The following is a 12553-nucleotide window of genomic DNA, read 5'->3' as shown; positions in this document are numbered from 1 at the left end:
CCGCCCACCGTGCTGGCCCCGGGTTTGCGGGATTTGGCTTATTTTAAATGGCAAGCCCCGCCAAGCCGGAGTCCTACAGGACTTCGCAGTGCCATTAAACCTTTCGCCCTCTGCCGCGGTCATTGAAAGAACTACTTTCAGAGCGCACACCGCCGGCATGGGAACCTCCCCCGACTACGCGAAACACTGGTTCACCGCTCGCGGCTGGAAGCCCTTCGCCTTTCAAAAAGAAGTGTGGACCGCGGTCAAAAAAGGGCAATCCGGGTTACTGCATGCCAGCACCGGTGCCGGTAAAACCTACGCGGTGTGGTTCGCCGCGCTCAACCGCTTCGCCTCTGCCATCGCGCCCGCTGAAAAGCCTCGCAAACGCAAACCGGTCGCCGAACCGCTGACGGTGTTGTGGATAACGCCGATGCGCGCGCTGGCCGCCGACACCGGCCGCGCACTGGAAGCACCGCTGCACGACTTGCAGATTCCGTGGAGCGTCGGCCTGCGCACCGGCGACACCAGCAGCAGCGAACGCGCGCGGCAAGGTCGGCGCCTGCCCACCGCGCTGATCACCACCCCGGAAAGCCTGACCCTGATGCTCGCCCGCGCCGACGCGCAAACCGCGCTGTCCACCTTGCGCATGGTGGTCGTTGATGAGTGGCACGAACTGCTGGGCAACAAGCGCGGCGTGCAACTGCAACTGGCTCTTGCCCGCCTGCGGCGGTGGAATCCGGACCTGATCGTGTGGGGCGTTTCCGCGACGTTGGGGAATCAGGCCCACGCCGAACAGGTCTTGATCCCCCAGGGCGGCGGGATCAGCGTGCAGGGGCAAAGCACCAAGGACCTGCGCGTCGACACGCTGCTGCCGCCGGCCATCGAGCGCTTCCCCTGGGCCGGGCACATCGGCTTGAAGATGCTGCCGCAAGTAGTGGCCGAGGTTGAGTCCAGCCCCAGCAGCCTGGTGTTCACCAACACCCGCGCCCAATCGGAGATCTGGTATCAGGCCTTGCTGGAAGCCCGTCCGGACTGGGCCGGCCTGATCGCGCTGCACCACAGTTCACTGTCACGGGAGACCCGCGACTGGGTCGAGCGCGCGCTGAAGGACGGCCAGCTCAAAGCGGTGGTCTGCACCTCCAGCCTAGACCTCGGCGTGGATTTCCTGCCGGTGGAGCGGGTGCTGCAAATCGGCTCGGCCAAAGGCGTGGCGCGGCTGATGCAGCGTGCCGGGCGCTCGGGTCATGCGCCGGGGCGGGTGTCGCGGGTGACGCTGGTGCCGACGCACAGCCTGGAATTGATTGAAGCCGCCGCCGCCCAGGACGCCGTGGCGCAGCGCCGCATCGAACCCAGGGAATCGCCGCACAAACCACTGGATGTGCTGGTCCAGCATCTGGTCAGCATGGCCTTGGGCGGTGGCTTTCGCCCCGATGAGCTGTACGAAGAAGTCCGCGGGGCATGGGCTTATCGTGACCTCACGCCGGAAGACTGGACCTGGGCGCTGGCTTTCGTACGCTACGGCGGGCTTTCCCTGACAGCGTATCCGGATTATCGCCGGGTCGAGCCGGATGAACAGGGCATCTGGCGTGTGCCGGATGCGCGGCTGGCCCGCCGTCATCGCATGAGCATTGGCACGATAGTCAGCGACGCGAGCATTCAGCTGAAGTTCTGGAGTAAAGGAGGCGGCGGTAAGCAGTTGGGGAGTGTCGAGGAGGGTTTTATCGCACGGCTCAAGCCCGGTGACGGCTTCCTCTTCGCCGGACGCTTGCTGGAGTTGGTCCGGGTGGAAAACATGACGGCCTACGTCAAACGCAGCACGGTGAAGAAAGCCGCGGTGCCGCGCTGGAACGGCGGGCGCATGCCACTTTCCAACGAACTGGCGCAGGCGGTGGTCGCACGTTTCAGCGCGGCGGCGCAGGGCGAATTCGCCGGTCCGGAGATGCAGGCGCTACGTCCTCTATTAGAAGTGCAACAGCGCTGGTCCGGCTTGCCGAGCGAGAACAGCCTGCTGGCCGAAACGTTGAAATCCCGCGAAGGCTGGCACCTTTTCCTCTACCCCTTCGCCGGACGCCAGGTGCATCTGGGGCTGGCGAGTCTGTTGGCCTGGCGCGTGAGTCAGCAACAGGCAGTGACGTTTTCGATTGCGGTCAACGATTACGGGCTGGAGTTGCTCAGCGCAACGTATGTGGACTGGTCCAGTGTGTTGAATCCGCGGCTGCTAAGTCCCGAGCATTTATTGAATGACGTCCTCGCCAGCCTCAACGCCGGCGAACTGGCGCTACGGCGATTTCGGGAAATTGCGCGAATTGCTGGCCTGGTGTTCGCCGGCTATCCCGGCGCGCCAAAAAGCACCCGTCAGGTTCAGGCGTCCAGCGGTTTGTTCTTTGAAGTGTTCAAGCAGTACGACGCCGGCAACCTGTTGCTGGCCCAGGCTGGGGAAGAAGTCCTGCGTAACGAGCTGGATATTCAGCGCCTGGAACAGACCCTGGAGCGCATCAGTCGGCTCAGGCTCGACGTGCATCCGGTGAAACGTCCTACACCGCTCGGGTTTCCGCTGCTGGTAGAACGTATGCGCGAAAGCATGAGCTCGGAAAAACTCGCCGACCGCATCAGACGCATGGTCAGCGACCTTGAAAAAACCGCGGAGACCGGAAAAGCCTGATGAGTACGCCCTACCCGATACGCCTGGCTGGCGAAGAACTGTGGCTGCTGCCGGAGAAAGCCCTCTACTGGCCGGCGCAACAGGCGCTGTTGATTGCAGACGTGCATTTCGGCAAGGCCGCCGCTTATCGCAGCCTTGGACAGCCGGTGCCGCAGGGCACGACATCCAGCAATATCGCGGTGCTGGACCGATTGCTGGCGGCGCTGCCCTGCCGCCAACTGATTTTCCTCGGGGATTTCCTGCACGGGCCCGGCTCCCACGCGAGTGCGACGCTGAACGCCCTGGCGCAATGGCGCGCACGGCATAACGAATTGCCCATGATGCTGATTCGCGGCAACCACGACAAACGTGCCGGGGACCCGCCGTCATCGCTAAACATTCGCGTCGTGCCCGAGCCGCTGCTGTTGGGGCCGTTTGCGCTGCGCCACGAACCTGAGCCGCACCCCGAGCGTCACGTGCTCGCGGGCCACGTGCATCCGGTTTATCGGCTGAACGGTAGGGGCCGGCAGAGCTTGCGGTTGGCGTGTTTCAGGTTCGGAAGGGAAATCAGCCTGCTACCGGCCTTCGGCGCGTTTACCGGGGGGTATCAGGTCGAGCGGGACGACAGTTGCCGAATATTCGTTATCGGCGACAACGAGGTATGGCCGACCTGATAAATCCGTTTACCTGTAGGAGCGAACACGCTCGCGATGGACGTGAACGATGACATGGGCTCCTGATGCCCGCGTCGTCTGGAGGTCCATCGCGAGCGTGCTCGCTCCAACAGGTACAAGACGATCAGGCTACCGGCGCCGGAGGCGGCTCGTCCGGCAAGGTTGGCTCACCGGGTTCGGTGGGCTGTTCGTTAGGGGTATCGGGATCAGGCTGGCCGGGGATGCCTCCCGCCATGCCGAGCGGCGGATGTGCCAACAAGGACCAGGCCAGGACGCCAACCTGATTGGGCTCAAGCCTTGCCAGTTCGGCACTTATTCGCGGATCGATCTTCATAGAGCACTCCTGAGCAAAGGCCAGGATCGCTGTGCGCGAACCCGGCAGTACACCCAATAGAGTCTCTACCCGCTGAAGAATTCCCGCGACCTGCCAGATGAATCGATCAGGTGCGTGGCAGGGTCACGCCGCGTTGGCCCTGGTACTTGCCGCCACGGTCTTTGTAGGACACTTCGCACTCTTCGTCGGATTCAAGGAACAGCATCTGCGCCACGCCTTCGTTGGCGTAGATTTTCGCCGGCAGGTTGGTGGTGTTCGAGAATTCCAGGGTGACGTGCCCTTCCCACTCAGGCTCGAGAGGGGTGACGTTGACGATGATGCCGCAACGGGCGTAGGTGCTTTTGCCCAGGCAGATGGTCAATACGTTGCGAGGAATACGGAAGTATTCGACGGTGCTGGCCAGGGCGAAGGAGTTTGGCGGGATGATGCAGACGTCGCTGTGGATGTCGACGAAGCTGCCGGCATCGAAATTCTTCGGGTCGACGATGGCCGAATTGATGTTGGTGAACACCTTGAAATGATTGGTGCAGCGAACGTCGTAGCCATAACTCGACACGCCGTAGGAGATCACCCGCTTATCGTCGCTGCCGCGAACCTGACGCTCGACGAACGGCTCGATCATGCCGTGTTCCTGCGCCATGCGGCGAATCCACTTGTCCGATTTGATGCTCATGGCGGGTGTCCTGAATAGCGAGGTGGAAAAATTCTGTCCGGCATCTTACCGGGCGCGCGCTTCGGGTTCAAAGACCGGGGCGCAATTCTCGCCGATCCCCCGTAAATTCCGGGGCTTGGCTGTAATACGATGCACCGTCAGTCACGAAAACAGAGAAACCTTCGCAAGAAGCATTGGCACGTTCCGGAAAAAGGGTTAAGGTGGCGCCACTGTGCTGCTTGTGTCACTGAGAATCTCTACACGATATGTTGAATTTCGATCCAACCATCTACAAGAATTTTTCCTGCTCTTTGCACTCAGTCTCGTCCAGGGTTCTTCCTGTGTCGCAGTTATCTTTGTTCAAGGAGTTACACCATGTCTAATCGCCAAACCGGTACCGTTAAGTGGTTCAACGATGAAAAAGGCTTCGGCTTCATCACTCCACAATCCGGTGACGACCTGTTCGTTCACTTCAAAGCTATCCAATCCGACGGCTTCAAAAGCCTGAAAGAAGGCCAACAGGTTTCTTTCATCGCTACCCGCGGTCAGAAAGGCATGCAAGCTGAAGAAGTTCAAGTTATCTAACTTGTACTTGCTTTAGTAAAAGGCCCCGCCCTCAAAAGCGGGGCTTTTTCGTGCCTGGGTGTTTTGCCTGGGCAAAAAAAATCGCGACCGTAAGGCCGCGATTTTTTTATGCCTGGCGCTTTACCAGGTCACACCAAACCCTGCGGTGTAACGGGTCTTGCTCAGGTCTGCCTCATCGCTGCCGGTAATGATGTCTTTCTCGGCCTTCAGATTCAGCGACGCCCAATCGGTGACTTTGTAACGCAACCCGACTTCGGCATCGAGTGCGTAATCCGCCACACCACCCAACGGCTTAGCGACCTCGCCATTGGTGAAGAACTCGACCTTCTTGCCGATCAGATATCGGTTGTAGTCCCACTTCATCGCCAGGGAATAGAAGTTTTCCTTGCCGCCGTCCGCGTACTCGTAATCGGTGCGGTTGACCAGCGAACCCAGGGAGAATGCGCCCAGCTCGTCATCCCAGAACTGGTAACCCGGACCGGTACCGACCGTGCGTTGGCGGGCGAGGTCTTCGACCTTGTCGCGCTTGTAGACCAGGCGACCTTGCCAGAACCATTTATCGGTCAGGAAGCGGTCGAGGGAGTATTCGGCGCGCCAGTTGTCGGTGGTGACCACGTCATCCTGGAACTCGCGGTTGTACTCACCCTCGGCGGTGTGGCGCCATCGGCCATGACGCGCAGTAGTCTTGAAGTCGACGTCGTAGTCGTCGGTGTCCTTTTCCGCGCGCTGGTAATCCAGTGCTGCGTCAATGTTGCCCTTCCACACCAGGTCTTCGACGATGGGCTTGGGCTTGAGGATTTGCTGAATACTCGCCAGCTCCACCGTTTTCGGCGCTTCGCCATTGGCGAGGATGACTTTGCCGTCTTCTGCCGAATGCAACGACTTGGCCTTCTCACCGGTGTAGGCATCCTGCTTCACCAGCAATTCCTGATCGCTTTCCAGGGTTTTCACCTGCTTCCAGTCGATAGGAACCGCGCCGGCATATTCGGTTTGAATCAGCAGTTTGCCGCCGTCGAACAATGTGATCTTGCCGCTCACCTTGTCACCGTTCTTCAGCCAGACGGTATCAGCAAGCACGGAAGTAGAGGCACCGAGGACAGCGAGGCACAACAGGGTTCTAGACACCATAAGCAAATACGGGCTCAAGTTTGCGAAAAAGTCAGCATTATCCGTAGGAATAAGGCCCCAGCATGGACTGACCCGACTAATTCTATTGAGTTCACTTCTCACTTACAGATAGAGGATTTACGTTACGAACGGCGATTGATTGTAGGAGCGAGCTTGCTCGCGATAAATTTGAACTCAGCGCGCTAGATCAGAGCGTTTTGCGTCATCGTTAACATCCATCGCGAGCGAGCTCGCGCCTACAGGAATCGCGTCGTGCCGCACCCCATCAACGAAACCGAAAGCCCCGCGCAAATCCGACGCACGGCGCTGTATCTGACCCTGGCGCAAGTGCCCGAGGGCAAAGTCGTGAGTTATGGTCAGTTGGCCGAACTTGCCGGACTGGGCCGCGCCGCGCGGTGGGTAGGCCGGACATTGAGCCAATTGCCCGGCGACACCAAACTGCCTTGGCATCGGGTGCTCGGCGCGGGCGGCAGAATCAGCCTGCCCGTGGGCAGCCCTGCGGGGGATGAGCAACGCGCGCGTTTACGCTCCGAAGGCATCAGTGTCCTGAATAATCGTGTTGATATTCAGCGCCATGGCTGGCGCCCGGTAGAGCACAGCGGTTAGAGTGCGCGCTTTGTTTCCGTAATCTTGAGGCAGACTTCAGCCCATGCCCCGTAAAACCTGGCGCGCCGCGCTCGCCGCCTATGCCAGCCCATCGACACTTGTGCTGTTGTTGCTTGGTTTCGCCGCCGGCCTGCCCTACATGCTGGTGTTTTCGACACTTTCGGTCTGGCTGCGTGAAGCCGGTGTGGCTCGCGAAACCATTGGCTATGCAAGCCTGATCGGTCTGGCCTACGCCTTCAAATGGGTCTGGTCGCCGCTACTCGACCAATGGCGTCTGCCGCTGCTCGGCAAGCTCGGTCGTCGACGCTCGTGGCTGGTGCTTTCCCAGGCATTGGTGATTCTCGGCCTGATCGGGATGGGTTTCTGCGACCCGCAAAAACATCTGTCCTGGCTGATCGCCATCGCCGTCGTCGTTGCCTTCGCCTCGGCGACGCAAGACATCGCGGTCGATGCCTATCGCCTGGAAATCGCCGAAGACAGCCGTCAGGCCGCACTGGCAGCCAGCTACATGTCCGGCTACCGGATCGCCGCATTGCTGGCCACGGCCGGCGCCCTGTTCTTCGCCGAAGGTTTCGGCTCGACCGGGTTCAACTACAAGCATTCGGCGTGGGCCGGCACCTACCTGTTGTTTGGCGCCCTGATGATTCCGGCGTTGCTGACTTCGTTGTTCATGCGCGAACCGCCAGTGCCGCTGCGCACGCAACTGCAGGCCGGTCGCTACAGCTTTGTGCATCAACTGGCCTCGGTGTTTGTGCTGATCGTGTTGCTGGTTTCTGTGCCGGCCATGTTCACCCAGCTCTACAACACCGATTTCGCCAGCGTGCTGTTCGACGGCGTGAGCCTGCTCGACCTGCTGCTCCAGGACCGCGCGTTCCTGCGGGCCATTCTCTACACCACGCTCACCGCACTGTGCCTGTCGGCCATGGGCCGCCGCGGCCTCGCGCCAGTGCTGACACCGATCAACGACTTCATCCTGCGTTACCGCTGGCAAGCGCTGCTGTTGCTCGGCCTGATCGCCACGTACCGGATGTCGGATACGGTCATGGGTGTGATGGCCAACGTCTTCTATATCGACCAGGGTTTCACCAAGGATCAGATTGCCAGTGTGAGCAAGATCTTCGGCCTGATCATGACCCTGGTTGGCGCCGGCATGGGCGGCCTGCTGATCGTACGTTTCGGCATCCTGCCCATCCTGTTCATTGGTGGCGTGGCGTCAGCGGCCACTAACTTGCTGTTCCTGATGCTGGCGGACATGGGTCCCAACCTGAACATGCTGATCCTGACCATTTCCCTGGACAACTTCAGCTCGGGCCTGGCGACTTCGGCGTTCGTCGCCTACCTGTCGAGCCTGACCAACCTCAAGTTCTCGGCCACCCAATACGCCCTGCTCAGCTCGATCATGCTGCTGTTGCCGCGCCTGATCGGCGGCTACTCAGGGGTCATGGTGGAGAAATTCGGCTATCACAATTTCTTCCTGATCACCGCCTTGCTCGGTGTCCCGACGCTGCTGTTGATCGCCTTGCACTGGTTCCAGGAGAGCCGCCGCGAAGGCCCGACACCCACGCCCGAGCCGCTCCCGACCCAGGTCGCGGAAGAGTCGTAGGAAGATTCATCAAGGGCGCGGAGATTCCCGCCCTGCTGCCACACCAGCGACCGCACGCCTGTACGCCAGCAGATCTCGCCCGTACAATGCTCCGTCATTTCTCGTCATCAGCAACCGACAACGGCCAACCATGCGCACCAGTCAATTTTTGCTCGCCACACAGAAAGAAACGCCTTCCGACGCGGTCGTCATCAGCCACCAGCTGATGCTGCGCGCCGGCATGATCCGCAAACTCGCCTCGGGCCTGTACACCTGGCTGCCGATGGGCTTGCGAGTGATGCGCAAGGTCGAAGCCGTCGTTCGGGAAGAAATGAACGCCGCGGGCTCTCTCGAAGTGTTGATGCCGAGCACACAACCGGCTGAGCTGTGGCAGGAATCCGGTCGCTGGGAAGAATACGGCCCGGAATTGCTGCGCTTCAAGGATCGCCACGGGCGCGACTTCTGCGCCGGCCCGACCCACGAAGAAGTGATCACCGACCTGATGCGCAACGAGTTGAGCAGCTACAAGCAGCTGCCTATCAACCTGTATCAGATCCAGACCAAATTCCGTGACGAGATCCGCCCACGCTTCGGTTTGATGCGCGGCCGCGAATTCATCATGAAGGACGCCTATTCGTTCCACGCTGATCAGCCTTCGCTGCAGATCACCTACGACCGCATGCACCAGGCGTACTGCAACGTGTTCACCCGCCTGGGCCTGAAGTTCCGCCCGGTTGAAGCGGACAACGGTTCCATCGGTGGTGCCGGCTCCCACGAATTCCACGTACTGGCCGAATCCGGCGAAGACGACATCGTGTTCAGCAACGGCTCCGACTACGCGGCGAACATCGAGAAAGCCGAAGCCGTGCCACGGGAAACTTCCCGCGCCGCGCCGACTGAAGACCTGCGCCTGGTCGACACCCCGAACGCCAAGACAATCGCGCAGCTGGTCGAAGGCTTCAATCTGCCGATCGAAAAAACCATCAAGACCCTGGTCGTACACGCTGAAGAGAAAGGCAAGCTGATTGCCCTGATCATCCGCGGCGACCACGAGCTGAACGAAATCAAGGCTGCCAACCAGCCAGGCGTTGCCAGCCCGCTGGTCATGGCGTCCGAAAGCGAACTGCGTGATGCGATTGGCGCTGGCGCCGGCTCGCTTGGCCCGTTGAACCTGCCGCTGCCGATCATCATAGACCGTTCCGTCGAGCTGATGAGCGACTTTGGCATCGGTGCGAACATCGACGACAAGCACTATTTCGGCGTGAACTGGGAGCGCGACCTGCCAGTTCCGACGGTGGCCGACCTGCGTAACGTCGTGGCCGGCGACCCGAGCCCGGATGGCAAAGGCACGCTGGAAATCAAGCGTGGCATCGAAGTCGGGCACATCTTCCAGCTGGGCAACAAATACAGCAAGGCGATGAAGTGCGAAGTGCTGGGCGAGAACGGCAAGCCGGTCACCCTCGAAATGGGTTGCTACGGCATCGGCGTTTCCCGCGTGGTGGCCGCCGCCATCGAGCAGAACAACGACGCGAACGGGATCATCTGGAGCGACACCCTGGCACCTTTCCAGGTGGCCCTGGTGCCGCTGCGCTACGAAACCGAGCAGGTTCGTGAAGCCACCGACAAGCTCTACGCGGAACTGACCGCCGCCGGCTTCGAGGTGCTGCTGGACGATCGCGACAAGAAAACCAGCCCGGGCATCAAGTTCGCGGACATGGAGCTGATCGGCATTCCTCACCGGATCGTGGTCAGTGACCGCGGCCTCGCCGAAGGCAATCTGGAATACAAGAGCCGCACCGAGCCCGAGGCGCAAGCGCTGCCGGTCGCTGACGTGCTGTCTTTCCTCCAGGCCCGTATCCGCCGCTGACACCAGATAGAGAAGTCATGTTCAAGCGAAACACCTTAGGCCTCGGTGGTGCCGCCCTGTGCGGCACCCTGCTGGTCAGCGGCTGCGCCAATCAGATGTCGCAACGCAGCGAGCACGAGGAACGTGTCGAGCGCAAATTGCTCGATCACAGCCTGCAGATCGATGTCGGCGAGCCCAAGGTCCTTGAGCTGCCGCAGCGCCGGGTGAAGATCCACGAGCAGAAAACCTTCGAAGTCACCGAATTCGAAGTCACCCGCCGCTACGATCGCTACACGCCTTACCAACCCTGGCGGGAGATCTACGAGATCCCGCTTGGCGCGGTGGCCGTGATCGCCGGTGTCGGCGCGAACATCGTCAACGTGTTCGCCCTCGGCAATTTGCCGGATAGCGTGACCAAGGACTGGTTCAGTTACGGTTTTGCCGGGCTCAACCCGTTCATGAACGCGCCCTCTCACGGTCGTGCGCAGCAGAACCTCGCCGGCATCGATGAAGTCCAGCTCGACAAACGCACCGAATATTCGAGCCTGCCGTGGAGCGAGCGCCCGGTGGAGGTCAAGGCCGGCAAGGAAACGTTCGAGCTGAGCACCGACAAAAACGGTGTGTTGCGCATCAACCTGCTGGACAGCCCGTTCGCCGAACATGACATCAATCACCTGAGCCGGCTGCTGATCAGCGTCGAAGATGCTCAAGGCGATGTGCACACTGACTCGGCCCTGGCCGTCAGCAGCTCATTGCGTGGCAAGCTGCTCGAAGCCCACGGGCTGATCTACGACGACCTCGAAGACGACGAAGTGAGCCAGTGGGTGCACCGGGTCAAGCGCCTGTCGGAGCTGGGTCTGGAGGAAGAGGCCAGTGAGCTTGAGCAGAGCCTGATCGAGCTGACGCGCAACGATCCTGAGTTGCAGACCGAATTTCTCAAGTCGTTGACCAAGGATGCCGGACGACTCGTTGCGGATCCGGGACCGAACTAGGATTTTGTAGGCGCGAGCCTGCTCGCGCCTACAAAGGTTGTGCACTACCGCTCAAACAACTCCATCTGCTCAAACCCGCCACGCAAATCCTCCAGCCGCACCCCAACGCCCAACAGCCGCACCGGTTTCCCGCCGCGATTGAACGCCTGGGTCAGCAACAGCTGATAACTCCCCAGATCCCGCCCTGCCCCGGCCTGCTCCAGGGTGGTCTGTGTGAAGTCATGGAATTTCACTTTGACGAACGGCTTGCCCGGCCGATAGCTGCTGTCGATCCGCGCCATGCGTCCGGCCAGGGTTTCCAGCAATTCGGGCAGTTTATCCAGGCAGCTCACTAGATCGGGCAGATCGACGTCGTAGGTGTTTTCCACGCTGATTGACTGCCGCCGACTGTCGTTGTGCACAAGCCTCTCATCGATCCCACGGGCCAGGCTCCACAGTCGCTCGCCGAAACTGCCGAATTCGCGAACCAGCGCCAATTTGTCCCACTCGCGCAAATGCGAGCAATCGGCGATGCCCAGCCTGCCCAATTTGTCGGCGGTCACCTTGCCCACGCCGTGTAACTTGCTCACGGGTAACCCGCTGACAAAGTCCTCGACCTGATCCGGTGTGATGACGAACAACCCATTGGGCTTCTTCCAGTCGCTGGCAATCTTGGCCAGGAACTTGTTCGGCGCGACGCCGGCCGAGACCGTGATGTGCAACTGATTGGACACACGACGACGAATGTCCTGAGCAATGCGCGTGGCACTGCCGCCAAAGTGCGCACTGTCCGACACGTCGAGGTAGGCTTCGTCGAGGGAAAGCGGCTCGATCACCTCGGTGTAATCGCGAAAGATCGTGTGAATTTCCTTCGAGGCTTCTCGATAGGCGTCCATGCGCGGCTTGACGATGGTCAGGTCCGGGCACAGCTTCAAGGCGTGCCCGGAAGACATTGCCGACCGCACGCCATAGGCCCGCGCCTCATAGTTGCAGGTGGCAATCACCCCGCGTCGATCCGCCGACCCACCCACCGCCAGGGGTTTACCGGCCAGGCGCGGATCGTCACGCATCTCGATGGCGGCGTAGAAGCAGTCACAATCGACGTGGATGATTTTTCGCTGGGTCATAGCAAAGCAGTGTTCATGGCGAAGAAAAAGAGACATGGCGTGCCGGATCGGCAGTATCTCACTCACACCTGTATATAGCACCAGTAGTCTGAATGTTCTTTCGGGACTGTAGGAAAAGGTCGAAGGTGAATTTAGTTTATCAATCGAAACCGACCCTCCGATAGAGCTGCAAGCCTTGCCGCGCCTGACTTACAGCCTGTTACACCACCCTCGGCTCAAGCTAAGCGATTGAACCAGAACAGGTTTTATCAAGATTTCCGGTTGACAGGCCGGCGATCCTCTGTAGAATGCCGGCACACAGACGCGGGATGGAGCAGTCTGGTAGCTCGTCGGGCTCATAACCCGAAGGTCGTCGGTTCAAATCCGGCTCCCGCAACCAAACATCAAAAAAGGCTACTCGAAAGAGTGGCCTTTTTTGTGCGCGT

11 protein-coding genes and 1 tRNA gene are annotated in these 12553 nt (G+C 60.3%); 8 read left to right on the top strand and 4 right to left on the bottom strand.

The window, feature by feature from the left end; translation table 11 throughout:
• The first annotated feature begins 157 nt into the window (after window positions 1-157).
• Both NTD84_RS12130 and pdeM read left to right on the top strand, forming a co-directional pair.
• Window positions 158-2644, top strand: coding sequence for a ligase-associated DNA damage response DEXH box helicase (locus NTD84_RS12130; protein WP_262165617.1), 2487 nt, complete (start codon window positions 158-160; stop codon window positions 2642-2644).
• Complete coding sequence (gene pdeM / locus NTD84_RS12125) at window positions 2644-3297, top strand: ligase-associated DNA damage response endonuclease PdeM (RefSeq protein WP_262165614.1); 654 nt, start codon at window positions 2644-2646, stop codon at window positions 3295-3297. The genes NTD84_RS12130 and pdeM overlap by 1 nt, the downstream gene beginning before the upstream one ends.
• Before the next feature lie 124 nt (window positions 3298-3421).
• On the opposite strand, the gene NTD84_RS12120 is transcribed toward pdeM, so the two are convergent.
• Window positions 3422-3631, bottom strand: a complete 210-nt coding sequence (locus tag NTD84_RS12120) for a hypothetical protein (RefSeq protein WP_262165611.1) — start codon at window positions 3629-3631, stop codon at window positions 3422-3424.
• Window positions 3632-3737: 106 nt separating this feature from the next.
• Complete coding sequence (gene dcd, locus NTD84_RS12115; protein WP_262165608.1) at window positions 3738-4304, bottom strand: dCTP deaminase; 567 nt, start codon at window positions 4302-4304, stop codon at window positions 3738-3740.
• 354 nt (window positions 4305-4658) lie between these two features.
• On the opposite strand from dcd, the gene NTD84_RS12110 reads away from it, so the two are divergent.
• Window positions 4659-4868, top strand: coding sequence for a cold-shock protein (locus tag NTD84_RS12110; RefSeq protein WP_002554837.1), 210 nt, complete (start codon window positions 4659-4661; stop codon window positions 4866-4868).
• 120 nt (window positions 4869-4988) lie between these two features.
• Here NTD84_RS12110 and NTD84_RS12105 read toward each other — a convergent pair whose 3' ends face one another.
• On the bottom strand, window positions 4989-5996 hold the full coding sequence (locus NTD84_RS12105) for a DUF481 domain-containing protein (protein WP_262165606.1): 1008 nt from the start codon (window positions 5994-5996) through the stop codon (window positions 4989-4991).
• 252 nt (window positions 5997-6248) lie between these two features.
• On the opposite strand from NTD84_RS12105, the gene NTD84_RS12100 reads away from it, so the two are divergent.
• The 4 genes from NTD84_RS12100 (at window position 6249) to NTD84_RS12085 (ending at window position 11022) form a co-directional block, all read left to right on the top strand.
• Window positions 6249-6602 carry an MGMT family protein gene (locus NTD84_RS12100; protein ID WP_262165603.1) on the top strand — a complete coding sequence of 118 codons (354 nt, stop codon included), beginning with the start codon at window positions 6249-6251 and terminating at the stop codon, window positions 6600-6602.
• Window positions 6603-6645: 43 nt separating this feature from the next.
• Window positions 6646-8205 (top strand): AmpG family muropeptide MFS transporter, encoded by a 1560-nt coding sequence (locus NTD84_RS12095; RefSeq protein ID WP_262165601.1) that lies wholly within the window; start codon window positions 6646-6648, stop codon window positions 8203-8205.
• Window positions 8206-8335: 130 nt separating this feature from the next.
• Entirely contained in the window at window positions 8336-10051 is a 1716-nt protein-coding gene (locus NTD84_RS12090; RefSeq protein WP_262165598.1) for a proline--tRNA ligase, read from the top strand.
• A gap of 17 nt (window positions 10052-10068) precedes the next feature.
• Window positions 10069-11022 (top strand): hypothetical protein, encoded by a 954-nt coding sequence (locus tag NTD84_RS12085; protein ID WP_262165595.1) that lies wholly within the window; start codon window positions 10069-10071, stop codon window positions 11020-11022.
• Window positions 11023-11066: 44 nt separating this feature from the next.
• Here the strand turns inward: NTD84_RS12085 and dinB are convergent, their stop codons facing one another.
• On the bottom strand, window positions 11067-12128 hold the full coding sequence (dinB, locus tag NTD84_RS12080; RefSeq protein ID WP_262165593.1) for a DNA polymerase IV: 1062 nt from the start codon (window positions 12126-12128) through the stop codon (window positions 11067-11069).
• A gap of 302 nt (window positions 12129-12430) precedes the next feature.
• Between dinB and NTD84_RS12075 the strand changes: the two genes are divergently transcribed.
• A tRNA-Met gene (locus NTD84_RS12075) sits at window positions 12431-12507 on the top strand.
• Window positions 12508-12553: the final 46 nt, after the last annotated feature.

This window comes from Pseudomonas sp. 14P_8.1_Bac3, assembly GCF_025466085.1.
Lineage (GTDB): Bacteria > Pseudomonadota > Gammaproteobacteria > Pseudomonadales > Pseudomonadaceae > Aquipseudomonas.
Note: the sequence above shows the minus strand (reverse complement) of the source record. Positions and strands in the feature narration are given on the sequence as shown.